Genomic DNA, 25,269 nt, shown 5'->3' with positions numbered 1-25,269 from the left:
GGGGCCCGGAACCCTTACAGGCCCCCGGCCTCGCGTCCCGCGCGCTGCCACGGGCGGCACAGCCCCAGGAAGCAGCCGACCGCGGCCACCGCGCACACCACCTGCACGACCGCCATCGGGACGGCCGTGTCCTCCCCCGCGATACCGACCAGCGGGGAGGCGATCGCCCCGATGAGGAACGAGGACGTGCCGAGCAGCGCGGAGGCCGAGCCCGCCGCGTGCTTGGTACGCATCAGGGCCTGGGCGTTGGTGTTGGGCATCGCCACACCCATCGCCGACATCAGCACGAAGAGCCCGGCCGCCACGGGTACGAGGCCCACCTCGCCGAAGACGCCCGTGGTCATGAGCAGCAGCGCGACGGCCGCGAGCACGATGACGGCGAGGCCGAAGCCGAGCACCTTGTCGAGGCTGATCCGGCCCACCAGCAGCTTGCCGTTGATCTGCCCGACGGCGATCAGGCCGATCGAGTTGAGGCCGAACAGCAGGCTGAAGGTCTGCGGGGAGGCCCCGTAGATCTCCTGCACGACGAAGGGGGAGGCGGAGATGTACGCGAACAGGACGGCGAAGGCGAGCCCACCGGTGACCATGTAGCCGGTGAAGACCCGGTCCGCGAGGAGTCCCCGCATGGTGCGCAGGGCCTCGCCGACCCCGCCGGTGTGGCGGCTGCCGGGCTCCAGGGTCTCGTGCAGCCACTTCCAGACGACGAGGGTGAGCACGATGCCGACGCCGGTCAGGACGACGAAGATGCCGCGCCAGTCGGTGAAGCGCATCACCTGCCCGCCGATCAGCGGGGCGATGATCGGGGCGACGCCGGAGATCAGCATCAGGGTGGAGAAGAACCGGGCCATCTCCACGCCGTCGTAGAGGTCGCGGACCACGGCCCGGGCGATCACGATGCCCGCAGCACCGGCGAGCCCCTGGAGGAGGCGGAACCCGATGAGGAGTTCGGCGCTGGGGGCGAGGGCGCAGATCGCGGTGGCGATGACGTAGACGACCATGCCGAGGAGCAGCGGCCTGCGGCGGCCCCAGCGGTCGCTCATCGGTCCGACGACGAGCTGCCCGAGCGCCATCCCGGCCAGGCACGCGGTGAGCGTGAGCTGGACGGTGGCGGCGGGGGCGCTCAGGGAGTCGGTGACCGCGGGGAGCGCCGGGAGGTACATGTCCATGGAGAGCGGCGGCAGGGCGGTGAGCCCGCCGAGGACCATGGTGACCAGGAACCCGGTGCGCCGGGCCGCCTTCGCAGCAGGGGCGGTGAGACGGGCGGCTTCCGGGGTGCCCGGGAGGCCGGCGGGGGCGGTGACCTGCGGGGCGCCCGGGTCGACGGAAAGAGCGCCGGCGTCCCCGTGCGGGGTGAGCCCGGCGCTGTCGGTTTCGGCTCCGGGACGGGTCCCGGAGGTGGGTATGTGTTCTCGCTGGGCCCGGCTGCCGCCGCTGTCCGGCATTCTCGTCTCCACATCGTTGAATCCGCATCTATGCTCTCAGCTCGGCCGGAGTGGCCGATACCGATTTCGTTACGGCGGTGGGGCGGGCATGGGCGGGACATTGCGCTGGGGTGTTCTGGCGACGGGTGGCATAGCCGCGACCTTCACGGCGGACGTGCGGGCGCTGCCCGGTGCCGAGGTGGTGGCCGTCGCCTCGCGTACGGAGGCCTCGGCGCGGGCCTTCGCCGAGCGCCACGGCGTCGACCGGGCCTACGGGAGCTGGGCGGAGCTGGTCGCCGACGACGCGGTGGACGTGGTGTACGTGGCCACCCCGCACTCGGCGCACCACGCGGCGGCCGAGCTGGCGCTGAGGGCCGGGAAGCATGTGCTGTGCGAGAAGGCGTTCACGCTCAACAGCCGGGAGGCGAAGGAGCTGGTGGCGCTAGCCCGGGACCGCGGCCTCTTCCTGATGGAGGCCATGTGGACCTACCTCAACCCGGTGGTCCGCCGGCTGACCGAGCTGGTGCGGGACGGGGCGATCGGCGAGATCCGCACCGTACAGGCGGACTTCGGCTTCGCGGGCGACTTCGCCCCCGGCCACCGGCTGCGCGACCCGGACCTCGGTGGCGGGGCGCTGCTGGACCTCGGGGTCTACCCGGTCTCCTTCGCCCACCTGCTGCTGGGCGAGCCGGACCGGATCCAGGCCGACGCGCTGCTCTCCCCCGAGGGCGTCGACCTGAACACGGGGATGCTGCTGGGCTGGGAGTCGGGCGCCACCGCGCTGCTCTCCTGCTCGATCGTCGGCCACCACCCGACGGCGGCCACCGTCATCGGCACCGCCGGGCGGATCGACCTGCCGCGCGACTTCTTCCACCCGGACCACTTCGTGCTGCACCGCCCCGGCAAGGAGCCGGAGACGGTCACCTCGGGGCCGGGGCCGCAGGGTCTGTCGGGCATGCAGTACGAGGCCGCCGAGGTGATGCGCGCGGTCCTGGCGGGTGAGACGGAGTCCCCTCTCGTACCGCTGGAGGGTTCGCTCGCGGTGATGCGGACGCTCGACGCGGTACGGGACCGCATCGGCGTCCGCTACCCGGCGGACCGCTGACCTGTTCACGCGGGTCTACGCGGGCTTGAGCCCCGGGTTCCCCGCCTCGGTGACGAAGGAGGCCGCCGTGGAGACCGGCGCTCCGGGCGTCGTGACGGCCGGCACCGTACGGAAGTCGGCGCGGGCCTGCTTCTCCGTGAGCGTGACCACCGTGTAGCCGCGCCGCCCGTCGTAGTGCTTCATGTGCGGGTTGGCGCGGGTCTGGTTCTGCCAGTTGGCGGGCCGCTCCGCACCGTCCTTGCCGCTGGAGACCGAGGTGGTGACGATCTCCGTGCCGACGGTCCGCGAGGCGGGGTCGTCGAAGTCCTTCTTCAGGTCGAAGGCGTACGAGACATGGACGTCACCGGTGAGGACCATCAAGTTCTCGACCCCTGCGGACTCGGCGCCGGCCAGTACCCGCTGCCGGGAGGCCGGGTAGCCGTCCCAGGCGTCCATGGAGAATTTGTAGGCGGCGGTGGGCACATCGCGTCGCTGGGCGAAGGTGACCTGCTGCGGCACGACGTTCCAGGTGGCGTCCGAGGCCCGCCAGCCGTCGGTCAGCCAGCGCTCCTGGGCGGCCCCGGTGATGGTGCGCGCGGGGTCCTCGGACTCCGGGCCCGGGGTGCGCCAGCCGTCCCCGTACGCCTGGTCGCTGCGGTACTGGCGGGTGTCGAGGATGTCGAACTGGGCGAGCCTGCCGAAGGTGAGGCGGCGGTACAGCCGCATGTCGGGGCCGGTGGGGCGCTGCGGGGTGCGCAGGGGCTGGTTCTCCCAGTACGCGCGGTACGCGGCGGCCCGGCGCAGCAGGAACTCCTCCGGGGTGACGTCGTTCTCGGGGATGTCGCCCGCGTAGTTGTTCTCGGCCTCGTGGTCGTCCCAGGTGACGACGAAGGGGTGGGCGGCATGGGCGGCGCGCAGGTCCGGGTCGGACTTGTAGAGGCCGTAGCGCAGCCGGTAGTCCTCCAGCGTCACGGTCTCGCGGTTGTAGTGCGCGGGGAGGCGGCGGTCGGTGTAGGCGCGGGCGCCGCCGGTGGCGGTGACGGCGTACTCGTAGAGGTAGTCCCCGAGGTGGAGGACCACGTCGACGTCCTCGGCGGCCAGGTGGCGGTGGGCGGTGAAGTACCCGTCGTGGTAAGCCTGGCAGGAGACGGCGGCCAGGGTGAGGGAGCTGTTACGGGTCCCGGCGGCGGGGGCGGTGCGGGTGCGGCCGGCCGGGCTGGTCCAGCTGCCGGTGCGGAAGCGGTAGTGGTAGCCGCGGCCGGGGTCGAGGCCCTGGACGTCGGCGCGGACGCTGTGGGCGAACTCGGCGTGGGCGGTGACCGATCCGCGCCGCGCGATGCGGCGGAAGCCCTCGTCGTGGGCGAGCTCCCAGGCCACCTGGACGCGGCCTGCGGGAAGGCCGCCGCCGGGCTCGTAGGGGCGGGGCGCCAGCCGGGTCCAGATGAGTACGGAGCCGGGGAGCGGGTCGCCGGAGGCCACGCCGAGGGTGAAGGGGTTCTCGGCGATCCGCCGGGCGTCCAGCTCGGCGGCGCTCGCCGTGCCCGCGGCGGGGAGGTTCATCGTGAAGGCGAGCGCGGCGGCGGCTCCCGCCCCGGTGAGCAGACGGCGGCGGTCCAGGCCGGGCCGGGATAACCGGGCGGCGGTGGCGAGTTCGGCGGATCGGACGTTCGGGGTCGATCGGACACCATGGCCGGGCGTCATGAAGGTCTGTGCGGATGTCATATGCCCCTCGCTTGCCGGATGCTGCCGGATGCTGTCGGACTCCAGCGCACCGCCGGCGCGCGACGCGCCGTTGTCGCGTGCACAACATCCGCATGGCGGGTCGATGAGCACCGCGTGCCCTGTGCACCGATCTCTCCCGTACGCTCCCGGGCCATGAACACTGATCGAAAAGTCGCCGTCGTCACGGGTGCGGGTTCGGGGATCGGGCGGGCCGTCGCGCTCGCCCTCGCGAGCGCGGGGTGGTCGCTCGCGCTCGCGGGACGGCGGGCCGAGCCGCTGGCGGAGACGGCCGCGGCGGCAGGGGCCCCGGACGCGCTGTGCGTCACCACGGACGTGACCGACGAGGACGAGGTGGGCGCGCTCTTCACCGCCGTACGGGAGCGGTTCGGCCGGCTGGACCTGCTGTTCAACAACGCGGGCACGTTCGGGCCCGGCGGACCGGTGGAGGAGCTCGCCGCGGCGGACTGGCGGGCGGTGGTGGACGTGAACCTGACGGGGGCGTTCCTCTGCGCGCAGGCGGCGTACCGGCTGATGAAGGAACAGGACCCGCAGGGCGGCCGGATCATCAACAACGGCTCGATCTCCGCCCATGCGCCTCGCCCGCACTCGGTCGCGTACACCGCGACCAAGCACGCGATCACCGGGCTGACGAAGTCGCTGTCGCTGGACGGGCGCCCGTACCGGATCGCCTGCGGTCAGATCGACATCGGCAACGCGGCGACCGAGATGACCGAGCGGATGCGGACCGGCACCCTCCAGGCGAACGGGGAACTGGCCGTGGAGCCGGTGATGGCGGCGGCCGATGTGGCGCGGACCGTGGTGCACATGGCGGAGCTGCCGCTGGAGGCGAACATCCCGTTCCTGACGGTCATGGCGACGGACATGCCGTACGTGGGACGGGGCTGAGGGGGCCGCCGAGGGCTTCGGGTGTGACCGTTTCTGTCCGAACGTGCTGCCAGGTGACCGACTTTGCGGATTCGTTCACTCCAGGGTGAGCAAGCGCGTACTGACCGTATGATCGCATCTCGTTACACCTTCACCAGAACCACACAGAAGGAACACTGCATGCGCATACGCACCGCTGCGCCGATCGCCCTGGCCGCCGCCACCGCACTGGCCGGCTCGCTCCTCGCCACGGCAGCACCGGCCTCGGCGGCAGGCCACCAGGGCGGGCTGCACTTCGGCACCATCCAGTACGACGGTCCCGGCAAGGACGACCGGTCGAAGAAGTCCCTGAACGCCGAGTGGGTGAACGTCCACAACAACGGCAAGAAGAAGGTCCAGCTCAAGGGCTACAAGGTGAAGGACAACACCGGCTACACCTACACCTTCGGCAGCTACACCATCGGCGCGGGGAAGACCGTGAAGGTGCGCACCGGCAAGGGCAAGAACGTCTCGGGCACCGTGCACTGGAACCGCGGCTCGTACGTCTGGAACAACACCGGGGACAAGGCCCGGCTGATCAAGCCGAACGGGAAGCTCCAGGACTCCTGCTCCTGGAAGAAGTCGACCTCGGCGAACAAGGGCATCAAGAACTGCCACTGACGCTTCACGGTGCCGGCTCTTCACGGTATCGGGGCTGCCGCGGCCCGGGGGGACCGCGGCAGCCGTACGACGGGGAGCCGGGGCAGCGGTCCGACGGGGAGCCGGGCCGGGAATGCCGGGAGCGGCGGCCGGGTTGGACTGCTCCATGACACGTGATCACGGCCACGGCCCCGAGGTCCTTCGCTACACCGCCTTCTCCGCCGACCCCGCCGGCGGAAACCCCGCAGGGGTCGTCCTGGACGCGTCGGGTCTGGACGAGGAGCGGATGCTCGCCGTCGCGGCGGAGCTGGGGTTCAGCGAGTCGGCGTTCCTCACGGAGCGGACCGGCGAAGGCGCGTACACCATCCGCTACTTCAGCCCCCGGGCCGAGGTGCCCTTCTGCGGCCACGCCACGGTCGCCACCGCTGTCGCACTGGCCGAGCGGGACGGGCCGGGCGCGCTGGAGTTCGCCACGGCCGCAGGCCGGGTGCCGGTCACCGTGGTCAGGGAGGGCGACGAGCTCCGGGCGACCCTGACCAGCGTGGTCCCGCACGTCACGGAGATCGGCGCGGCGGACCTCGCGGAGGCGCTGGCGGCGCTGGACTGGGCGGCCGCCGATCTCGACCCCGCCCTGCCGCCCCGGATCGCCTACGCGGGCGCCCGCCACCTGGTGCTGGCCGCCGCGACCCGTGAGCGGCTCGCGGACCTGGCGTACGACTTCGCCCGGCTCGAAGCGCTGATGCTCCGCCTCGACCTGACGACCCTGCAGCTGGTGTGGCGCGAGGCGCCGGAGGTCTTCCACGTCCGGGACCCGTTCCCGGTGGGCGGGGTGGTCGAGGACCCGGCGACCGGCGCCGCCGCGGCCGCCTTCGGCGCGTACGTACGCGAGCGGGGGCTCGTCCCGGAGACGGCCGTGCTGACCCTGCACCAGGGCGCGGACATGGGCCGCCCCGGCACCCTCACGGTCGAGCTGCGCGCCGGGGACGACCGGGTCCGGGTCAGCGGGACGGGCACCCGGATCGGCTGAGGCCTCGGGGCGGGTCAGGCCGGGGCGTCCTTCGCCGGGGAGACCAGGGCGAACCAGCGCTCGGTCTCCTCCTGTTCGAGGGCGCGCTCCAGGAGGACGTCGCCGCGCATGCCGGGGAAGAAGCGGCCCGCGGGCCAGGACCGCCGGTAGGACGGCTCGTCCAGCACCAGCAGGCGTACGCCGTCGACGACGGGGATGTCCGCCGGGGTCCCCTCGTTCCAGAGCCGGCCGCCGTCCGGGGCGGTCAGGTCGAAGGAGCCCACGGTGCCCACCTGGCCCGGGGTCTCCCGGCAGACAGCGGCCTCCTGCGACGAGGGGGCGTACCCCTCCACATGGCCGCCGCCTATGAGCGCGTCGGCGAGGAGGGTGTGCAGCTGGAAGTTGTCGCCGACGCCGAAGAACCGCAGGGCGTAGCCGGTGCCGCTCGTCCGGTGGAGGGCGACCAGCGGTTCGTCGTCCAGCACCTGGAGGGCGTGGCCGAGGGACCTGAACTGCTGGCCCGAGGCCTCCTCCACGGCGGTGAGCAGCCGCAGCAGCTCGCCCCGGTCGCCGCCGGCCCGGCCGCGTACCGCCCGGTGGTTCAGCAGGGCGACGGCCGCCATCTCCCACTGGCGCAGCGTCCACCAACCGACCGCCGCGTCGAACCCCGCCCGCTCGACGATCTCCTCGCCGGGCTCACCGGCGTCCGGTACGGGGAACTCGCCGCCGCCGGTCGCCCGCCACGCCCCGGCGAACGCCGCGGCCCCCTCAAGTGCCGTCCGCAGCCCGGCCAGTACGCCGGGGGCACAGCGCTCGGCGTCCGCGCCACGCTCGACGCAGGCCCCGACGAGAACGGCGACGACGGCTCGGGGGCCGGGCGGAACCGCCTCCAGTACGGCGGCGAGGCGTGGCCCGCCGTCCAGCAGCTCCGCCTCCCTGGCCTGCCCGAAGGTCTCCTGCAACCGGACGAACGCCTTACCGGACCGTTTCGCGTCCTGGGCCACCACCGCGGCCTCGAAGTCCGCGACCGCTCCCCCGAACCCGGTCTTACCGAATATCATTCCAGCACTTTATCGACGTGCTGTCGGGCCCTGTGAGGCCGGTCCACGACAAGGGCTCCGCGCGCCCCGTCACCGCACGAAGACTCCGGCCCGGGCGGCGGCGACCGCCGCTGCGGCCGCGCGGTCGGCGGCCGCCTCGTCCAGCGGGGCGCCACTGGCGAGCAGCCGGTAGTACAGGGGCGCCGACACGGCCGCGACCACCTCCCCCGGGTCCGTACCCTCGGGCACTTCGCCGCGCGCGACGGCCGCCTCCACACAGCCTGCCCATTCCCCGATACGTACCGCGTAGAAGCCGTGGAGGGCCTCGGCGGTCTTCGGGTCACCGGTGGCGGCGGCGATGACGGCCGCGAAGAGGGCCCTCTGGCGGGGGTCCGTCAGCGTCCGGACGACGAGGCGGGCGTTGGCCCGGAGGTCCTCGGCCAGCGATCCGGTGTCCGTGCGCGGCAGCGACTGCTCCGCCATGTCCGTGAGCAGATCGGCCACCAGCCCGGCGGGGGTGGACCAGCGCCGGTAGACGGTCGTCTTGCCGACCTCCGCGCGGCGGGCGACGTCGGCCAGGTCGAGCCCGCCGAAGCCGTGCTCGGCCAGCGCGTCCCCGGCCGCGCGCAGCACCGCTTCCCGCACCCGGGCGGTACGGCCGCCGGGGCGGACGGTGCCCGGCTCTCCGCAGTCGGCGTCGGCGGAGCCGCCGGCGCCCCCGGATGCGGGCACAGGCGCAGACTCAGACGTCATAACGGGTCTCCAGTTCCATTAGCCCCCCTCTTGCTGTTACGGTGAGGCCACCTTAACGGAACCATGGAACCGTTAGCGCGTCGGTGCTCGGCTTCCGTGCTCCGCGCCCGTGCTCAGGAAGGCACCCCTGCCATGTCCGCACCCGATATCTCTCCGGCACCCACCCCCCTCTCCCCGCCGGCCTCCGGCCCGCGCATGACGCGTCGCCAGCGACTCGTGCTGGCACTGCTGCTCGGCTCCCAGTTCATGATCGCGGTGGACTTCTCCATCCTGAACGTGGCGCTGCCGGTCGTCGGTGAGGGGCTCGGTTTCTCCCTCGCCCACCTCCAGTGGATCGCCACGTCCTTCGCGCTCGCCGCCGCCGGGTTCACCCTGCTCTTCGGCCGCGTCGCCGACCTCGTCGGCCGTAAGAACCTCTTCATCGGCGGCATGGCCGTCCTCGGCCTCTCCTCCGCGCTCGGCGGCCTCGCCACCTCGCCCGAGGTGCTGCTCACCGCGCGGGTCCTCCAGGGCCTGGCCACCGCGGCGGTCACCCCGGCCGGGCTCGCACTGCTCACCACCGCGTTCCGGGAGGGGCCGCTGCGGGAACGGGCGCTGGGGCTCAACGGGGCTCTGATGTCGGCCGGGTTCACCGCCGGGGCGATCCTCGGGGGCCTCCTGACGGACCTGCTCTCCTGGCGCTGGGCCTTCTTCATCAACGTACCGGTCGCGGCCCTGGTCGTGATCCTGGCCCCGTCCGTGATCACCGACTCCCGGCCGGCGCGGCGCCCGAAGCTGGACGTGCCCGGCGCGGTCACCGTCACCGGTGGGCTGCTGCTGCTCGTCCTCGGACTCACCCGGGCCGGCGAAACCGGCTGGACCACCCCCACCACGCTGGCCTCCCTGGCCGCCGGCGCCGCGCTCCTGGCCGCCTTCGTCCGCATCGAACGACGGGCGGCGGCCCCGCTCGTCCCGGTCCACATCCTGAAGCGGCGCAGCGTGGTCTGGGGCAACGCGGCCGGGCTGATCGCCTTCGTCACGGAGACCTCGCTGGTCTTCCTGCTCACCCTCTACCTCCAGGAAGTCCTCGGCTACTCCCCGCTCGCCACCGGACTCGCCTTCGGCGTCCTCGGCATCGGCACGGTCGTCGGCGGGGTGCTCGGCGGACGGGCGGTGGGCCGGTTCGGCAACCGGCGCGCGATCGTGCTCGGCGGGGTCGTGCAGGCCGCCGCCACCCTCTCCTTGGTGGCGCTCGGCACCTCCGGTGCCTGGATCTGGCTGCTGCTGGCGGCCACCTTCGTCGGGGGCGTGGGCAACATGCTGGTGATCGTCGGCTTCATGGTCACGGCCACGTCGGGGCTGCCGGACGAGGAGCAGGGCCGGGCGACCGGGCTGGCGACGATGACCCAGCAGGTGGGCATCGCCCTCGGCATCCCGGTGATGAGCACGGTCGTCACCGCCCGGATGAGCGGCCCGGCCGGACCGGACGAGGTCCTGGCCGGCGTCTCCACGGCGATCCTCGTGAACGCGGCGCTGGTCCTGGTGGGCGCGCTGCTCGCGGGACGCTTCCTGGCGGGGCGGCAGGGGGACCGGGGCCGGGCGCCGAGCGATGTGTGAGGTTCCCCCGTCCGGGGACCGAAGGCGGGTCGGAAAGCGGAACGGGTCCGATAGCGAGAAGATACGGACATGGCTGCCCCCGAGCCTGATCCCCGGCCCGGCCCCACCTCAGGCCCCACCTCCGACAGCGAGCCCGGCACTGGCCCCGACACGGACGCCGGCTCCGACTCCGACGCCCCGCCCGGCCCCGAGCCGCTGACCGTCCCGAGCATGTCCGCGGGCCCGGACTTCGGCCTGCGCCCCTGGGAGATGAGCGACCTGCCCCTGGTCCGCGAGGCCGCGCAGGACCCGTACATCCCGCTCATCACGACGATCCCGGCCCGCTACTCGGACAAGGCCGCCGAGGCGTTCGTCCGCAGGCAGTGGGACCGGGCGGCCACCGGCCACGGGTACCCGTTCGCCATCGTCCGCTCCCGGGACCGGCGCCCGGTGGGCGCCATCGGGCTCTGGCTGCGGGACCTGCCGGAGGGCCGGGCCTCGATCGGCTACTGGATGGTCGCCTCGGGCCGCGGCCAGGGAGTCACCCGCGCCGCCCTGCGTACGGTGACGCACTGGGCCCTGCACGACCTGCGGGTCCCCCGCCTCCAGCTCTTCATCGAGCCCTGGAACACCGCGTCCGCCCATATCGCCGAGGACGTCGGCTTCCGGCGCGAGGGGCTGCTGCGCGGCTGGCAGCAGGTGGGCGACGAGCGCCGCGACATGGCCGTGTACGGGCTGCTGAACAGCGACGGGCCGGTGGATGGCCGGGCGGTAACCGAGGACTGAACACCGAGGCGTTACGATCGCGGGCACCGCTGCCGACCAGCAGCCGCACGGCAGCCGAGCTCCAGGAGTACCGAACTTGTCCGCACCACGCATCGGCGTATCCATCGTGACCATGGGAGACCGCCCGCAGGCGGTAGAGGCGCTGCTGGCGTCGGTGGCGATGCAGGATGTCCGGCCCACCCGGCTCGTGATCATCGGCAACGGGACCGCGCTCCCCGACTTCACCGCGTTCCCCGGTCTGGAGGACCTCGACGGCGGGGTGACCACCATCGAGCTGCCGGAGAACCTGGGTTGCCCGGGCGGCCGGAACGAGGGGCTGCGCCGGCTCGCCGAGATCGGTGACGTGGACGTGGTGATCGAGCTGGACGACGACGGGCTCCTGGTCGAAAAGGACGTCTTCCGCCGGGTCCGGGACCGCTTCGCCGCCGACGACCGGCTCGGCATCGTCGGCTTCCGGATCGCCGACGAGCTCGGCGAGACCCAGCGCCGCCACGTGCCGCGCCTGCGGGCCGGGGACCCGATGCGGGGCGGCCCGGTGACGGCCTTCCTCGGCGGCGGCCACGCCTTCTCCATGAAGATGCTGGCGGAGACGGGCCTGTGGCCCGCGGAGTTCTTCTTCACCCACGAGGAGACGGACCTGGCCTGGCGGGCGCTGGACGCGGGCTGGAGGGTGGAGTACGACCCCGAGCTGCTGCTCCAGCACCCGAGGACGAGCCCGGCCCGGCACGCGGTCTACTACCGGATGACGGCCCGCAACCGCGTCTGGCTCGCCCGACGCAACCTGCCCCTCCCCCTGGTACCGGCGTACCTCGGCACCTGGACCCTGCTCACCCTGGCCCGCACCCGCGACGCGAAGGGGCTGCGCGCCTGGGCGGGCGGCTTCGCGGAGGGCGTCCGCACCCCGTGCGGCGAGCGGCGCCCGATGCGCTGGTCGACGGTGTGGCGGATGACGAGGCTGGGCCGCCCGCCGGTCATCTGACCGGCCGCTCAGGGCTCACGGCTCACGGGGCCCAGTGGTAGAGCACGTCCGGCTCGTTCTCCTCGTTGCGGCTGCCGTCGTCGAACGCGACGGCGGTGAAGCCGTGCCGCTCGTAGAAGGCGCGGGCGGCGGTGTTGCGCTGAAACACGTACAGGTTCAGCGGCCCGCCCGCGGCCTCCCGCACCTCGGCCAGCAACCGGCTCCCGATCCCGCGCCGCAGCGCGTCGGGCCGCAGGTAGAGGTGGTCGAGCTCGTCGTCCCCGGCGAGCACGGCGAACCCCAGCAGTTCCCCGCCCTCCCCCGCCCGCTCGGCCACCCGGACGGCGGTGCTGGTGGGCAGCACGACATGGGTGATCCACGCGAGGGTGTCCTCGTCGCTGTGGACCCGGGGGAGATACGGCATGGCGGCGGCGCGGGAGGCCAGGAAGACGCCGGTGACGGCCTCCGCGTCCTGGGCCGTGGCCGGGCGTATCCGTACCGCGTCCGGTGCCGCTTCCGGAGCCGTGTCCCGTACCGCATCCGGTGCGGTCTGCCCGCCCACGTGCACGTTCTCCGCCACCCGCATCACTCCCCGCCTCAGCGTGTCCGTCCCCACCCGTGCGGGCGGGACGATGATCACGGGCAGCAGACCACACGGAGGGACCGGCGCGCAGGTGGAATACCGACGCGGCGGGAGGACGGCGGGGCTCGTGGTGGCCTTGAGGCCCGTCCACGATTGCTGATCCACTACGGCCGTGTGGCCCGGCAGGAGAGACGGCCAGGGGCCACAGGGGGAGGGAGGTCGCGATGAGCTGGTTCTGGTGGGTTCTCATCCTTTTCTGGACCGGCGGCTTCGCCTGGGCCGCCGACACCGTCCGTACCGCCCTGCGCAACCGGCACGAACGGAAGCTGGAACTGCTGGAGGCGGCGAAGCAGGAGAGGCTGGCGCTGGAGGCCGCGCACAAGTCGCCGGAGCCGGTGTGCGGCTGCACCCACCACCTCGCCAAGCACGACAAGCGGGGCCGCTGCCACGAGCAGGTCGAGGTGCCGACGGCGTGGGACGAGAACAAGAAGCCGCTGCGCTACGAGGCCGGGCAGTGCAACTGCCAGCAGTACGTGGGTCCGCAGCCGCTCTCGCAGGTGTACGCGGAGGAACTGACGGACCGCTGGCCGACGGACCCGCCGAACGAGAAGGAGCCTCCGACCAGCTGAAACACCTGGTCGGAGGCTACCCTTCAAGCTCACCGGCAGACGAGTCGTGCTGTACGCCGGGTTCTGTCGCCCGGTCGCCTCACGGCGGCCGGGGAGACGGCCATCCATCTAGGACCGGCATTGCTGCCGGTCTCGTGCGGTCTACCCGTGAACTCGGGCGAGCAGCCCTCGAACGTTCACGCAGGGCCGTCCCAGTCCTGGAACGACCCCTCTTGACCTTGCTCCGGGTGGGGTTTACCTAGCCGCCTGAGTCACCTCAGGCGCTGGTGGTCTCTTACACCACCGTTTCACCCTTACCCGGGACCGAGGTCCCGGGCGGTCTGTTTTCTGTGGCACTGTCCCGCGGGTCACCCCGGGTGGCCGTTAGCCACCACCCTGCCCTGTGGAGCCCGGACGTTCCTCGGGAGGGTCCCGAAGGATCCTCACGCGGCCGTCCGCACGGCTCGTCTGCCGTATCCGCCATCCTACCGGGCCGTATCGGCAGCTCAGCCGAAGTCCCCGGTCTCCAGGTCGAAGGCGAAGGGCTCGGGGAGCGGGAGCGGCTTTCCGTACGGGATCGTGAGGTGCTTGGCGCTAGTCGGCGTCCTCCGGATCGCTGAAGAGTGTCACCGAGCCCGCGTCGCGGTCGATGAGGAGGTGGAGCGGGATGCCGCCGCGCCCGTAGCAGCGGCGCTCGGCCTCGCGGTCCGCCTGCGGCTCGGTGGAGGTCACCTCCACCACGAGGGCGCCGCCTTCGCAGGGCATCCAGGGGTCGGCGCCGCGGAAGAGACGGCGCTTGGTCGCAGCGAAGGTGCCGTCGGGGACAGCGTGGTTCCTGGGGCGGTCTTCTTCACCTCTGGGGAGCTCCAGCCCTTTGTTCCCGGAGAAGTCCATGTCGGGTGCGGGACTTCCTCAGCACCTGCTTCAGGACCGCGTTGACACAGGCCTCGTGATCCCCGTCCACGGCCGTCCGCAAGATCGAAGTTCTTCGCCCGATCGTGGCACGGCCCCGCGCAGGGGCAGGCCGGGCAGGGGCAGGCCGGGCAGGGGCAGGCCGGGCAGGCCTTGACCTTGCCGCAGCGTCAGGGTTTCTACTGGCCGTATGCGTATCGGAGAGATCGCCGCACTCGTGGGAGTCACCTCCCGGGCCGTCCGGCACTACCACCACATCGGGCTCCTGCCCGAGCCTGCCCGGCGGGCCAACGGCTACCGGGCGTACACCGTCCGGGATGCCGTGCTGCTGGCCCGGATCCGGCGGCTGACCGAGATCGGGCTCTCCCTGGACGAGGTGCGGGACGTGCTGGCGGACGACGCGGGGCGGGAGCTGGTCGAGGTGCTGGGTGAGCTGGATGCGGACCTGGCCCGGCAGGAGCGGGAGATCCGGGAGCGGCGGCGGGTGCTGGCGGCGCTCCTTGAGGCGCCGCTCACCTCGGAGGGGCCGCTCTCCCCCGGGCTCGCCGCGCTCCTGGAGGGGGCGAGCGTCACCGGGTCGCCGGCCGCCGCGAAGGACCGCGAGCACCTGGTGCTGCTGGATGCGGCGGGTGGCGGGGCGGGGGCCGAGGTGTATGCGGCGCTGCGGCCGCTGGCCGAGGACCCGGGGGTGCTGGCGCTGTACGAGCGGCTGGACGAACTGGCCGGGGCCGGGGCGGACGACCCGCGTATCGCGCCGCTGGCCGCCGATCTCGCCGCGGCCGTACCGGATGACGTCCTGGCGGTGATCCCGCAGGGCGAACCGGCGGCGACGGGGGTCGGACGGGCGCTGCTCGACGACTATCCGCCCGCGCAGCGCGAGGTGGTGCGCCGGGTGATGGAGACGCTGGCCGAGCGGGTGCAGGGGAGGACTTCGTGAGTACGGAGAAGTGGGCGGGCCTGCGGGCAGCCGTGGGCCGCCTGGTGCCGGTCGTGGTGCGGCGGCTGGTGGTGCACGAGTTCCGGGCGCTGCACAGTCTCGGGCTGTGGGCCGTACGCCGACGGCACCGGATCCCGGAGGGGGCGCTGCCCGTCCCGTACACCGGGCCGCAGACCGGGATGATGTACGCGTTCCTCTTCGTCTCCGTCGTCGAGACCGTGGTGCTGGCCCTGGTGATCCCCTGGCCGCTGGTCCACGCGATCCTGCTCGTGGTGGACGTGTACGGCGTGGTGCTGGTCCTCGCGATCCACGCGGCGTGCGTGACCCGGCCGCATGTGGTGGAGGCCGACGGTTCGCTGCGGCTGCGCTACGGCGCCCTCTTCGACCTGCGCGTGCCCGTCTCCCTCATCGCCTCCGCCCGGGTGGAGCGGCGCTACCCCGACGGCGGCGGGCTCGTCCAGGTCGACGGGAACGGGGTCCTCGACCTGGCGGTGGGGAGCCAGACCACGGTGACCGTGGAGCTGGTCGGGCCGGTGGAGTTCGTACGGCCGCTGGGGCGGCGCGGGAGCGCCCGGGTGCTCCGGTTCCACGCGGACGATCCGCGGGCGGCCGTCGCCGCGCTCGTACGGAAGCCGGGGGCTCCCCCGCTCACGCCGGAGCGAACAGCACCGTCTTCGACGCCGGACCTGCCTGCGTGAGCCGGACCCGCAGCCTCTCCCCCAGCGGGAGCGCCGCCGTGCCGCCCTCGATCCGGCCGACGATCGCCGGGTCCCGGAGGTGGACCGTGCCGATGGCGGGGTTCCGGTCCTGGACATCGACCACGTACGCGTCGAAGAGTTCGCCCACCCGCCCCTCCAGCAGCGCCGCCTCGACCAGGTCGACGCAGGCCCGCTCCACGGCGTTGGCCCGGCGCGCCCCCTCGGCCATCTCCTTCGGGAGGGCGGGGAGCGCCTCCCGTACCCATTCCGGGGGTTCCTTCCCGGCGGTGGCCGCCAGGCAGAGTTCGGACGCGTACCGGTCGACGAGGCGGCGCAAGGGTGCGGTGCAGTGCGTGTAGAGGTCGGCAACGGCCGCGTGCACGGCGGGGTCGGGGAGGTCGCCGTGGTCGAAGGCCGTGTATCCGGCGCCGCGCAGCAGGGTGGTGCACTCCTGGAGGAACGCCGCGTGGTTGCCCTGCTTCGGGTCGAGGGAGCGGACGACTTCGGCGTACGGGACGTGGTGCGGCCAGTCGATGCGCAGGGCGTGGGCGGAGCGCCGCAGCCGGGCGACGGCGCCGTCCGGGGCGATCGGCAGGGTGCGCAGGATTCCGGTGCCCGTCTCGGCCATGAGATGGGCGGCGGCCATGCCGGTGAGCAGGGAGAGCTGGGCATTCCAGCCCTCGGCGGGGAGCGGGGCGCGGTAGGCGAGGCCGTAGGAGCCGTCCCGTACGACGATCTCCTGCTCGGGGACGTTCAGCGAGATGCCGCCGCGTGCCAGTTCCTGTTCCTCGCGCAGCCGCCCGATGTCCCGGAGCAGGGCGAGGGGTTCCTCGGCCGTGCCCGCGTCGATCTGCCGCTGGACCCTCGCGTAGTCGAGCTTCGCGCGGCTGCGGACCAGGGCCCGGCGTACGTCGGTGGCGACGGCCCGCCCGTCGCTGTCCAGGTCGATGCGCCAGAGCGCGGCCGGGCGGGTCTCGCCGGGGAGGAGGCTGGCGGCGCCCTCGGAGAGGACGGTGGGGTGGAGGGGGATGCGGTCGTCGGGGAAGTAGAGGGTGGTGACCCGGCGATGGGCCTCGGCGTCGAGCGCGCCGCCCGGCCGGACGAAGGCGGCGACGTCCGCGATGGCGTAGTGCACCCGGTAGCCGCGCCCCCGGCGCTCCAGGTGCATCGCCTGGTCCAGGTCCGTGGAGGCGGGCGGGTCGATGGTGAGGAAGGGCAGGTCCGTGGCGTCCTCATGGGCCGACAGGTCCGGGTCCCGCACCGCCTCCGCCGCCTCGGCCATCGCCTCGGCCGGGAAGCCGGCGGGCAGGTCGAACTCGGTGCGCAGGGCGCGCAGGGCGGTCCCGAGGGAGCAGTCGGCCGCTCCGGTCATACGCAGATGGCGGCGGGGCATGGACCGAGCGTAGGCCGGGACGGGGGTTGCGGCATCCGGGGCTAGGGCCGTACGGGGGCGCAGGCCCGGCACTGTACCGGGGGGCGCGTGCCCAGCACCGTACGGCCAGCGCACCCGCCCCCGTAAGGCCAGCGCGCACCCGGCACCGTACGGGCAGCCCCGTCCCGCCCCCGTACCCTTGCCGAGGACCCGGAGAGCCCGCACGCCCACCGGGCCCGCGCTTGCGCCGTACGTACGAAGGAGAACCGCCGTGCTCGTGCTGTTGCCGCCCTCAGAAGGAAAGGCCGCCTCGGGGCGCGGGGCTCCCCTGAAGCCGGAGTCGCTGTCGCTGCCGGGGCTCGCCGCGGCCCGGGCGGCGGTCCTGGACGAGTTGGTCGAGCTGTGCCAGGCGGACGAGGAGAAGGCCCGAGACGTGCTCGGGCTGAGTGTCGGGCTGCGGGGCGAGGTCGCGAAGAACGTCGAGCTGCGTACCGCCGGGACCCGCCCGGCCGGGGAGCTCTACACGGGTGTGCTGTACGACGCCCTCGACCTGGCCTCCCTGGACGCGGACGCCCGGCGGCGCGCGGCGAAGTCGCTGCTGGTCTTCTCGGGGCTCTGGGGCGCGGTCCGGATCGGCGACCGGATTCCGCCGTACCGCTGCTCGATGGGCGTGAAGCTCCCCGGCCTCGGCGCGCTCGGTGCGTACTGGCGTACGCCCATGGAGGCCGTCATGCCCGAGGCCGCCGGGGACGGGCTCGTCCTGGATCTGCGGTCCTCCGCGTACACCGCGGCATGGAAGCCGAAGGGCGAGGTGGCCGCGCGGACGGCGAGCGTGCGGGTGCTCCAGTCGCAGATCGTGGACGGGGTGGAGAAGCGGTCCGTCGTCAGCCACTTCAACAAGGCGACCAAGGGGCGGATGGTGCGCGACCTGCTGACGGCGGGGGCGCGGCCGAAGGACCCGGCGCGGTTGGTCGATGCGCTGCGGGACCTCGGGTACGTGGTGGAGGCCGAGGCCCCCGCGCGCGCCGGGCGGCCGTGGTCGCTCGATGTGGTGGTGACGGAGATCCACTGAGTGTCATTGCATCCTCTGCAACGACCGTTGCAGATATCGCTGTCGGCGCGGCAGGATGGGGCCCATGACCTCCTCCGCGCCGCTGCGCTCCGCCCCCTCCAGCACCTCCGTACTGGATCTCGCCCCCGTCGTCCCGGTCGTCGTCCTGCACGACGCGGCCGACGCGGTGCCGCTGGCGCGGGCGCTGGTGGCGGGCGGGCTCCCGGCGATCGAGGTGACCCTGCGGACGCCCGCCGCGCTGGAGTCGATCCGGGCCATCGCCGCCGAGGTGCCGGGCGCGGTCGTCGGCGCGGGGACGGTCATCTCGCCGCAGCACGTACGGGACACCGTGGACGCGGGGGCCGGGTTCCTCGTCAGCCCGGGGTGGACGGAGGCGCTGCTGGAGGCGATGCGGGAGTCCGGGGTGCCGTTCCTGCCCGGCGTCTCGACCACCTCCGAGGTGGTGGCCCTGCTGGAGCGCGGGGTCAGCGACATGAAGTTCTTCCCGGCCGAGGCCGCCGGCGGCACCGCCTATCTCAAGGCCCTCTCCGCCCCGCTCCCCCAGGCCCGTTTCTGCCCGACCGGCGGCATCTCGCTCGCCTCCGCGCCGTCCTACCTAGCCCTGCCGAACGTCGCCTGCGTGGGCGGCAGTTGGATGGTGCCGGGTGACGCGATCGCGGCGAAGGACTGGGACCGGGTGGCCCGGCTGGCGGCGGAGGCGGCGGCGCTCGGGGCCTGACCCCACAAGCGGCGGAGGCCTCGGCGCTCGGAGCGTGGAACCTGGGCCCTTGAACGCGACAGCCCCTCAGCGCAGAATCTGCACCGCGTACAGCCCGCCGATGCCCAGCGCCAGCACCCCCAGCAGGAGCTTCAGCGCCGTCTCCGGCAGGCGGGGCTGGAGGCGGGCGCCCAGGTATCCCCCGCAGAGGCCGCCGAGGCCGCAGGCCAGGCCGAGCGACCAGTACGGAGCGATGTCCCCGGTCGTGGTCAGGGAGAGCAGGGCGTACGTCCCCGCGCCCACGACCGAGGTCACGAAGGTGGCGGCGAGCGCGGCCGGGGCCACCTTCGCGACCGGCATCCCGCGCCCGACCAGGATCGGGCCGAGGAGCGAGCCGCCGCCGATCCCGTAGATCCCCCCGGCGACGCCGACGGCCATGGCCAGCCGGGTGACGGTGCGGGGAGACATCTCCGAGGACTCCCGGGCGGGGGCGGTGCGCGCGGCGCGGTGCAGCGTACGCAGGCAGAGCCAGCCGCCGAGCGGGAGCAGCAGCACCGCGATCAGGAGCCGGAAGGCCGAGGGGCCCGGCACCGCGAAGACCCGGATCACCGCGCCGACGACGACCCCGGGGACGGTGCCGAGGACCAGCAGCCGGGTCAGCGGGCCGCGGAGCCCGCCGCTCCTGTGGTGCCGCAGCAGGGCCCCGGGCCCTGCCACCACGTTGTAGAGCAGGTTGGTGGGGGTGACCGCCGGGCTGGGCACCCCGAGCACGCTGACCTGGACCGGCAGCAGGAACACCGCGCCCGACACCCCGACCGGGGCGGTCACCACCGAGATCAGCAGCCCGGCGGCGAACCCGAGCAGCCCGGTCGACCAGGTCATCGTGGCCTTTTGTTCCCGCTAGCGCAGGTGCGAGGTGTCGTTGAGGAGGCGTACGGAGGCGTTGCCGTCCCCGTAGTACGCGACCGTCGAGATCGAGGCCGCCGACAGCTCCATCCGGAACATCGACTGCGCCGGAGCCTCCAGCGCCAGCCGGACCAGGGTCTTGATCGGGGTCACATGGGTGACGACCAGGACCGTGCGGCCCGCGTACCGGGCGGTCAGGCGGTCCCGGGCGGCCGCCACCCGGCCGGCGACCTCCGTGAAGCTCTCGCCGCCGCCCGTCGGCGCGGTCTCCGGGTCGGCGAGCCAGGCGGTCAGGTCGTCCCCGTACCGCTCACGTACCTCGCCGAAGGTCAGCCCCTCCCAGGCGCCGAAGTCCGTCTCGCGCAGGCCGTCCTCGATGCGGACGTCCAGGCCGAGGCGGTCGGCGACGGCCGCCGCCGTCTCGCGGCAACGGCGCAGCGGCGAGCTGACGATGTCCTGGACGGTGCCGAGGGCGGCGAAGTGCAGGGCGGCCCGGGCGGCCTGGTCCCGGCCGGTGGCGGAGAGTTCGGGGTCGGTGCCGCCGCTGCCGGAGAACCGCTTCTCGGGGGTGAGCAGCGTCTCGCCGTGCCGGAGCAGGACGAAGGTGGCGGGTGCGCCGAGGTCGGGGGCGGCGGCCCAGCCGACCTGCGGGGAGGCGACAGCGGTGACGTCGGTGGGCTCCGGCTCATCCGAAGCACCGGCGTCGACCTCGAACAGAGTCCCGGCGTCCGCCCCACCCCGCGCGGCCGCCAGTGCGGCCCGGGCCTTCGCCGCTCCCGCCACCGCGTCACCGGGCGGGCCCCGGTCGGGCAGCGGGGTGCGCGCGGGCGCGTCCAGTTCGGCCGTGGAGGCGGACGCCTCCCACTGCCGGCCGTCGCGGCCCGCGTCCATCGCCTCGTTGGCGAGCCGGTCCGCGTGCTTGTTCTCCGCGCGCGGGATCCACTCGTACGTGACGGAGGACGGCGGCAGAATCGCGGCGGCCCGGGCCGCCAGCGGCTTCATGTCGGGGTGCTTGATCTTCCAGCGCCCCGACATCTGCTCGACCACCAGCTTGGAGTCCATCCGGACGTGGACCCGCAGCGCGTCCCCTGCGTCCGGGAACAGCGCCTTCGCGGCCGTGAGACCGGCGATCAGGCCCCGGTACTCGGCGACGTTGTTGGTCGCGACCCCGATGTACTCGGCGGCCTCGGCGAGGGTCTCGCCGGTGGCCGCGTCGATGACGACGGCCCCGTAACCGGCGGGTCCCGGGTTGCCCCGGGAGCCGCCGTCGGCCTCCACCACCAGCCGGCGGGCGATGCTCATTACAGGCCCGACTCCGCCGTGCGGACCAGGATGCGGTGGCAGTTCTCGCAGCGCAGCACCGTGTCGGGGGACGCGGCCTTCACGTCGTTGACCTCGGTGATGTTCAGCTCCAGCCGGCAGCCCTCGCAGCGGCGCTGGTAGAGCCGGGCGGCGCCGACCCCGCCCTGCTGGGCGCGGAGCTTGTCGTAGAGCTTCAGGAGGTCGGCGGGGATGACCTCGGCGACGACCTGGCGGTCCTTGGTGACCGTGGCGGTCTCGGCGTCCAGCTCGGCGGTGGCGGCGTCCCGGCGGGCGGTGGCGTCGTCGACCTTGGCCTGGACGGCGGAGACCCGCTCGGTCAGCTCGGTGACCCGCTCCTGGGCGGCCTCGCGGCGCTCCATGATCTCAAGGACGACGTCCTCCAGGTCGCCCTGCCGCTTGGCGAGCGAGGTGAGCTCGCGCTGGAGGCTCTCCAGGTCCTTGGGCGAGGAGACCGCGCCGGAGTCCAGGCGCTGCTGGTCGCGCACGGCGCGCTGGCGCACCTGGTCGACGTCCTGCTCGGCCTTGGTCTGCTCGCGGGTGGTGTCGCTCTCCTCGGTGGTGGAGGCGACCAGCAGGTCACGCAGCTGGGCGAGGTCGTTGCTGAGCTGCTCGATCTCGGCGTGCTCCGGCAGCGAGTTGCTCTTGTGGGAGAGCTGGGAGAGACGTACGTCGAGGGCCTGGACGTCGAGGAGTCGGATCTGGTCGGCGGGCGCGGCGTTCAGTTGGGGGCTCCAGAGGAATGGTGGGTGGTCCAGGGGTCGGTGACCTGCTTCGAGACATGGACCCGCAGGTCCCATCCGTGGCGGTCGGAAAGCGCGTCGAGCTGCGCGGCCGCCTGCTCGCACCAGGGCCACTCGGTGGCCCAGTGCGCGGCGTCGACCAGGCCGAGCGGCGATTGCTGCACGGCCTCGGACACCGGGTGGTGGCGCAGATCGGCGGTGAGGAAGGCGTCGACGCCCGCGGCGCGCACGGCGTCGAAGAGGCTGTCGCCGGAGCCGCCGCTGACGGCGACGGTGCGCACGAGGGCCTCCGGGTCTCCGGCCGTCCGGATGCCCTGCGCGGTGGCGGGGAGCCGGGCGGCGGCCCGGGCGGCGAAGGCGGCCAGGGTCTCGGGGTGGTCCAGCTCGCAGATCCGGCCGAGGCCACGCCGTCCGGCAGGGTCGGTGGGGTCCGGTACGAGGGGTCCGGTGACGCGCAGGTCCAGGGCGCCGGCGAGGGCGTCGGAGACGCCGGGGTCGGCGGTGTCGGCGTTGGTGTGCGCGACGTGGAGCGCGATGCCGTGCTTGATGAGGGTGTGGACGACCCGGCCCTTGAAGGTGTCGGCGGCGACCGTCGTCGTCCCGCGCAGATAGAGCGGGTGGTGGGTGACGATCAGCTGGGCGCCGAGCTCCAGGGCCTCGTCGGCGATCTCATGCACGGGGTCGACGGCGAACAGCACCCGGTCGACCTCGGCCTCCGGGTCGCCGCAGACCGTCCCGACCGCGTCCCATCCCTCGGCCCGCTCGGGGGGCCAGAGGGCGTCGAGGGCGGCGATGAGTTCAGACAGACGGGGCACGGGGGAAAGGCTACCTGTCCGGCGTGGTCCGCCGCCCCTGGCCGCCGGACCTGTACGCCAGGACCGGCGGCCGGACACGAATCGTTACTTCACATGCCTGCTTCGTCACTTCACCAGGTCCGCGCGGAGGTCGTCGAGGACCAGGCCGGCGGAGGTGACGCCGAGGCCCAGGTACCAGGTCTCGTCGGAGACGTCCTTGGCCCGGCCCTCCTTGACCGCGTCGAGCTTCTTCCACAGCGGGTTGGACCGGGCGGTGTCGCGCTGGGTCGCCTTCGCGTCGCCGTAGACACCGGTGAAGATCCAGTCGGCGTCCGCCTCGTCGATCCGCTCCGGGCTGATCTCGGTGGCGAGGTCGTCGACCTGCTGGTTCTTCGGGCGGGGCAGGCCGACGTCCTGGAGAATCGTGCCGATGAACGAGGCCTTGGCGTAGAGCCGGAGGCGGTCGGGCATGTAGCGGACCATGGAGACGGTCGGCTTGTCGGCGCCGATGTCCGCGCCGAGCTTCCCGGCCTTCGCCTTGTACGCGGCCAGCGCCGAGGCGGCCTGCTCGGTGCGGTCCAGGGCGGCCGCGTTGAGGAGGTAGTTCTCCTTCCAGGTGAAGCCCGGGCGGATGGAGAAGACGGTCGGGGCGATCTTGGACAGCTCGTCGTACTTGTCGGCCGCGCGCAGCTGGCTGCCGAGGATCAGGTCGGGCTTCAGGCCCGCGATCGCTTCGAGGTTGAGGCTGTTGATCGTGCCGACGCTCTTCGGGTCGCCCGCGCCCTTCTTCAGGTACGAGGGGATGGCCGCGTCGCCCTCGCTGGGCGCGTAGCCGACCGGCTTCAGGCCGAGCGAAACAACGTTGTCGAACTCACCGACGTCCAGGACGACCACGCGCTTGGGGGCGGCCTTGATCTCGCTCTTCCCCATGGCGTGGGTGACGGTACGGGGGAACTCGCCCGGCTTCGCCCCGGTGCCGTACGCCGCGGTCTTCTTCGCCGCGTCCGCGAAGTCCTTGCCGCCGGTGGCGACGGCCGCCTTCTTGTCACCGCCCGCGTCCGCCTTGGCCGCGCCGCCGTCCCCACCGTCGCCGCCGCAGGCCGAGAGGGACAGGGCGGCGGCAACCGCCAGGGCTACTGCGGCGGTACCGCGGGGCCGAAGGGACATCGCTTGCTCCTGCTGGTGGGCGTACGTGCACGGGGCACGCCTGTTTGATTAGGGCTGCCTAACCATAGGCGCGGCCGCCCCCGCCAGCACACCCGCCCCCACCACCTCAGAAGAATCCGGGCATCACCACCCTTATGTGTGAAGTGAGGTGGTACGCGTTGTCCGGCTGGGCGTGCGAAAACTAGCTTTCGTAGCCGGAGGTGACGAGTCCATGACTGCCTGTGCCATCGAGGGCGGAACCGCCGGGGCCGCCACGACGGCGGACCCCGGCCCGGAAGAGTCCGGCGAGCCCGAGGAACCCGCCGGAGCGGTACCGGCCGAGCCCGCCGCGCCCCGGAGCGGTGCGCCCCGCGCCCCCGGGGCCTTCACGCTGACCGCGGACGGTGCGTACGGGGCCCGGCTTACGGCGGCGCCCGGCCCCCCTGACTCGCAGCGGGCCTGGTACCCGGAGCGCTGGACGCTGGACGGGCCCGAGCCCTACGCCGTACCGCTGCCGCTCAACCAGCCCGAGGAGCCGGACTCCCAGGTGGTGCCGCTCGCCGACGGACGGGTGCTGATCCGGCGGCAGGTGGCGGACCGTCAGATGTTCTCGCTGCTCTACCCGACCGGGCCCGCCACCGGTGAACTGCCCCTCGGCGCGGTCGAGTGCGACGGGGTGACGCTGCTGCCGCCCTCGCCGGACGGCCGCAGCGTGTACGCCCTGTCGGCGGGCGACCACTCCTCACTGCTGTGGCTGGTGGCCGGCGGCGCCTTCGGGCCGGAGCTGGTCGCCGAGGTCCCCGGGCACTGCTCCGGCGGGGTCTGGCTGGACCGGGCGGGCCGGATACTGGCCCTGGACCGGCGGCCTCCGGGCGGCGGCCCGGTCAAGGCGGTCGCCGTGGACCTGGAGCGGAACGGCGAGGTGACACCGCTGCTCCAGATCGCGCCGGAGAGCAACGACCGGCTGCTGCTGGCCGACGCGGACAGCGGGCTGCTGCTGCTCCGCTCGGACGCGCCGGGCCACGACCGGCTCGGCTGGGGCGTCCTCGGCAGCTGTCTGCCGGTCCGCTTCCCGGAGTGCCTGCGTCCGGCGGATGTGGCGGTGACGCCGTTCGCGGTGCAGCCCGGCCAGATGCTGATGCCGGAGAGCTGCGCCGTGGCGCTGCGGATCGACGGGGCGGCCGGGAGCTGGGTGGGGACCTGGCGTCCGCAGGGGCGCAGGCTGCACCAGTTCGCGGCGCCGGAGGGTTGGTCGGCGGGGGCCGGTTACTGGAGCCGGGACGGGGTGCTGCACCTCCCGTACGCGAACGCGGCGACGCCCTGTGCCGTGGCCCTGCTCTACGCACCGACGGACGAGGACCCGCTTCCGGGGACCGCCGGAACGTGCGGAACGGACGGCGATCCGAGCGGAACGGAACCGTCCGCCGCCGTCACCCCTCCTGCCGTGTGCAAGCCCGTTCCGTTGGGGCAGGCGCCTCTGCACCGAGCGGCTTCACCTGGCTAAACTCGGTGCCTGGGCTACGCAGCCGTACCGGGCGGGCGCCGACGGTGACCGCGTCGGATGGCGGTGGCGGGGCCCCGGAACACGTACGTGCGACACAGGTAAGCGATC

At 73.3% G+C, this 25,269-nt stretch carries 24 protein-coding genes, 1 other RNA gene and 1 pseudogene; 13 read left to right on the top strand and 13 right to left on the bottom strand.

Annotation, left to right across the window (positions count from 1 at the left end; genetic code table 11):
• Nucleotides 1-14: 14 nt before the first annotated feature.
• Nucleotides 15-1,442: a multidrug effflux MFS transporter gene (locus ACK8N7_RS27095; protein WP_403208628.1), complete on the bottom strand. Its 1,428-nt coding sequence runs from the start codon at nt 1,440-1,442 to the stop codon at nt 15-17.
• Nucleotides 1,443-1,530: 88 nt separating this feature from the next.
• On the opposite strand from ACK8N7_RS27095, the gene ACK8N7_RS27090 reads away from it, so the two are divergent.
• Complete coding sequence (locus ACK8N7_RS27090; protein WP_403208626.1) at nt 1,531-2,526, top strand: Gfo/Idh/MocA family protein; 996 nt, start codon at nt 1,531-1,533, stop codon at nt 2,524-2,526.
• A 15-nt stretch (nt 2,527-2,541) separates the two neighbouring features.
• Here the strand turns inward: ACK8N7_RS27090 and ACK8N7_RS27085 are convergent, their stop codons facing one another.
• Entirely contained in the window at nt 2,542-4,227 is a 1,686-nt protein-coding gene (locus ACK8N7_RS27085; RefSeq protein WP_403208624.1) for an alkaline phosphatase D family protein, read from the bottom strand.
• Nucleotides 4,228-4,380: 153 nt separating this feature from the next.
• Between ACK8N7_RS27085 and ACK8N7_RS27080 the strand changes: the two genes are divergently transcribed.
• The 3 genes from ACK8N7_RS27080 (at nt 4,381) to ACK8N7_RS27070 (ending at nt 6,778) form a co-directional block, all read left to right on the top strand.
• The gene (locus tag ACK8N7_RS27080) at nt 4,381-5,133 is read left to right on the top strand and encodes an SDR family oxidoreductase (protein WP_403208622.1); all 753 of its coding nucleotides are present in this window, start codon (nt 4,381-4,383) and stop codon (nt 5,131-5,133) included.
• 159 nt (nt 5,134-5,292) lie between these two features.
• Nucleotides 5,293-5,772 (top strand): lamin tail domain-containing protein, encoded by a 480-nt coding sequence (locus ACK8N7_RS27075; RefSeq protein ID WP_403208620.1) that lies wholly within the window; start codon nt 5,293-5,295, stop codon nt 5,770-5,772.
• Between the two features lie 145 nt (nt 5,773-5,917).
• Nucleotides 5,918-6,778 carry a PhzF family phenazine biosynthesis protein gene (locus tag ACK8N7_RS27070; protein WP_403208618.1) on the top strand — a complete coding sequence of 287 codons (861 nt, stop codon included), beginning with the start codon at nt 5,918-5,920 and terminating at the stop codon, nt 6,776-6,778.
• Between the two features lie 14 nt (nt 6,779-6,792).
• Here the strand turns inward: ACK8N7_RS27070 and ACK8N7_RS27065 are convergent, their stop codons facing one another.
• The gene (locus ACK8N7_RS27065) at nt 6,793-7,818 is read right to left on the bottom strand and encodes a hypothetical protein (protein ID WP_500444387.1); all 1,026 of its coding nucleotides are present in this window, start codon (nt 7,816-7,818) and stop codon (nt 6,793-6,795) included.
• Between the two features lie 69 nt (nt 7,819-7,887).
• On the bottom strand, nt 7,888-8,550 hold the full coding sequence (locus tag ACK8N7_RS27060) for a TetR/AcrR family transcriptional regulator (RefSeq protein WP_500444386.1): 663 nt from the start codon (nt 8,548-8,550) through the stop codon (nt 7,888-7,890).
• Nucleotides 8,551-8,682: 132 nt separating this feature from the next.
• Here ACK8N7_RS27060 and ACK8N7_RS27055 point away from each other — a divergent pair, with 132 nt between their 5' ends.
• The 3 genes from ACK8N7_RS27055 to ACK8N7_RS27045 all read left to right on the top strand — a co-directional run bounded on the left by ACK8N7_RS27055 (nt 8,683) and on the right by ACK8N7_RS27045 (nt 11,890).
• The gene (locus ACK8N7_RS27055; protein ID WP_403208612.1) at nt 8,683-10,146 is read left to right on the top strand and encodes an MFS transporter; all 1,464 of its coding nucleotides are present in this window, start codon (nt 8,683-8,685) and stop codon (nt 10,144-10,146) included.
• A gap of 69 nt (nt 10,147-10,215) precedes the next feature.
• Entirely contained in the window at nt 10,216-10,911 is a 696-nt protein-coding gene (locus ACK8N7_RS27050; protein ID WP_500444385.1) for a GNAT family N-acetyltransferase, read from the top strand.
• A gap of 76 nt (nt 10,912-10,987) precedes the next feature.
• Nucleotides 10,988-11,890, top strand: a complete 903-nt coding sequence (locus ACK8N7_RS27045) for a glycosyltransferase family 2 protein (protein ID WP_500444384.1) — start codon at nt 10,988-10,990, stop codon at nt 11,888-11,890.
• 22 nt (nt 11,891-11,912) lie between these two features.
• Here ACK8N7_RS27045 and ACK8N7_RS27040 read toward each other — a convergent pair whose 3' ends face one another.
• Nucleotides 11,913-12,362 (bottom strand): GNAT family N-acetyltransferase, encoded by a 450-nt coding sequence (locus tag ACK8N7_RS27040; RefSeq protein ID WP_500445852.1) that lies wholly within the window; start codon nt 12,360-12,362, stop codon nt 11,913-11,915.
• A 314-nt stretch (nt 12,363-12,676) separates the two neighbouring features.
• Here ACK8N7_RS27040 and ACK8N7_RS27035 point away from each other — a divergent pair, with 314 nt between their 5' ends.
• Complete coding sequence (locus tag ACK8N7_RS27035; protein WP_403208604.1) at nt 12,677-13,081, top strand: hypothetical protein; 405 nt, start codon at nt 12,677-12,679, stop codon at nt 13,079-13,081.
• A 36-nt stretch (nt 13,082-13,117) separates the two neighbouring features.
• On the opposite strand, the gene rnpB is transcribed toward ACK8N7_RS27035, so the two are convergent.
• Nucleotides 13,118-13,527, bottom strand: an RNA gene (rnpB, locus tag ACK8N7_RS27030) — RNase P RNA component class A.
• A 39-nt stretch (nt 13,528-13,566) separates the two neighbouring features.
• Nucleotides 13,567-14,057 (bottom strand): annotated as a pseudogene (locus ACK8N7_RS27025) (Uma2 family endonuclease).
• Between the two features lie 105 nt (nt 14,058-14,162).
• Between ACK8N7_RS27025 and ACK8N7_RS27020 the strand changes: the two are divergent.
• Both ACK8N7_RS27020 and ACK8N7_RS27015 read left to right on the top strand, forming a co-directional pair.
• On the top strand, nt 14,163-14,909 hold the full coding sequence (locus tag ACK8N7_RS27020) for a MerR family transcriptional regulator (RefSeq protein ID WP_500444383.1): 747 nt from the start codon (nt 14,163-14,165) through the stop codon (nt 14,907-14,909).
• On the top strand, nt 14,906-15,607 hold the full coding sequence (locus ACK8N7_RS27015) for a hypothetical protein (RefSeq protein WP_403208600.1): 702 nt from the start codon (nt 14,906-14,908) through the stop codon (nt 15,605-15,607). The genes ACK8N7_RS27020 and ACK8N7_RS27015 overlap by 4 nt, the downstream gene beginning before the upstream one ends.
• Here ACK8N7_RS27015 and ACK8N7_RS27010 read toward each other — a convergent pair.
• Nucleotides 15,558-17,000 carry an RNB domain-containing ribonuclease gene (locus ACK8N7_RS27010; RefSeq protein WP_500444382.1) on the bottom strand — a complete coding sequence of 481 codons (1,443 nt, stop codon included), beginning with the start codon at nt 16,998-17,000 and terminating at the stop codon, nt 15,558-15,560. The two genes, ACK8N7_RS27015 and ACK8N7_RS27010, sit on opposite strands and share 50 nt — an antisense overlap.
• 250 nt (nt 17,001-17,250) lie before the next feature.
• Between ACK8N7_RS27010 and yaaA the strand changes: the two genes are divergently transcribed.
• Together yaaA and eda are read left to right on the top strand one after the other, a co-directional pair.
• Nucleotides 17,251-18,051 carry a peroxide stress protein YaaA gene (gene yaaA, locus ACK8N7_RS27005; RefSeq protein ID WP_403208596.1) on the top strand — a complete coding sequence of 267 codons (801 nt, stop codon included), beginning with the start codon at nt 17,251-17,253 and terminating at the stop codon, nt 18,049-18,051.
• A 64-nt stretch (nt 18,052-18,115) separates the two neighbouring features.
• On the top strand, nt 18,116-18,769 hold the full coding sequence (gene eda, locus ACK8N7_RS27000; protein ID WP_403208594.1) for a bifunctional 4-hydroxy-2-oxoglutarate aldolase/2-dehydro-3-deoxy-phosphogluconate aldolase: 654 nt from the start codon (nt 18,116-18,118) through the stop codon (nt 18,767-18,769).
• A gap of 66 nt (nt 18,770-18,835) precedes the next feature.
• Here eda and ACK8N7_RS26995 read toward each other — a convergent pair whose 3' ends face one another.
• The 5 genes from ACK8N7_RS26995 to ACK8N7_RS26975 form a co-directional block, all read right to left on the bottom strand.
• Nucleotides 18,836-19,630, bottom strand: a complete 795-nt coding sequence (locus ACK8N7_RS26995) for a TSUP family transporter (protein WP_500444381.1) — start codon at nt 19,628-19,630, stop codon at nt 18,836-18,838.
• An 18-nt stretch (nt 19,631-19,648) separates the two neighbouring features.
• The gene (locus tag ACK8N7_RS26990; protein ID WP_500444380.1) at nt 19,649-20,956 is read right to left on the bottom strand and encodes a bifunctional RNase H/acid phosphatase; all 1,308 of its coding nucleotides are present in this window, start codon (nt 20,954-20,956) and stop codon (nt 19,649-19,651) included.
• Nucleotides 20,956-21,699 carry a zinc ribbon domain-containing protein gene (locus ACK8N7_RS26985; RefSeq protein ID WP_403209079.1) on the bottom strand — a complete coding sequence of 248 codons (744 nt, stop codon included), beginning with the start codon at nt 21,697-21,699 and terminating at the stop codon, nt 20,956-20,958. Before ACK8N7_RS26985 ends, ACK8N7_RS26990 begins: the two co-directional genes overlap by 1 nt.
• A complete protein-coding gene (locus tag ACK8N7_RS26980; RefSeq protein ID WP_500444379.1) occupies nt 21,696-22,532 on the bottom strand; it encodes a Nif3-like dinuclear metal center hexameric protein in 837 nt (278 codons plus the stop codon). Before ACK8N7_RS26980 ends, ACK8N7_RS26985 begins: the two co-directional genes overlap by 4 nt.
• Before the next feature lie 105 nt (nt 22,533-22,637).
• Entirely contained in the window at nt 22,638-23,678 is a 1,041-nt protein-coding gene (locus ACK8N7_RS26975; protein ID WP_403208586.1) for an ABC transporter substrate-binding protein, read from the bottom strand.
• 211 nt (nt 23,679-23,889) lie between these two features.
• Here ACK8N7_RS26975 and ACK8N7_RS26970 point away from each other — a divergent pair, with 211 nt between their 5' ends.
• Nucleotides 23,890-25,161 carry a hypothetical protein gene (locus tag ACK8N7_RS26970; RefSeq protein ID WP_500444378.1) on the top strand — a complete coding sequence of 424 codons (1,272 nt, stop codon included), beginning with the start codon at nt 23,890-23,892 and terminating at the stop codon, nt 25,159-25,161.
• Nucleotides 25,162-25,269: the final 108 nt, after the last annotated feature.

It is taken from the genome of Streptomyces griseobrunneus, assembly GCF_046713465.1.
Lineage (GTDB): Bacteria > Actinomycetota > Actinomycetes > Streptomycetales > Streptomycetaceae > Streptomyces > Streptomyces microflavus.
Note: the sequence above shows the minus strand (reverse complement) of the source record. Positions and strands in the feature narration are given on the sequence as shown.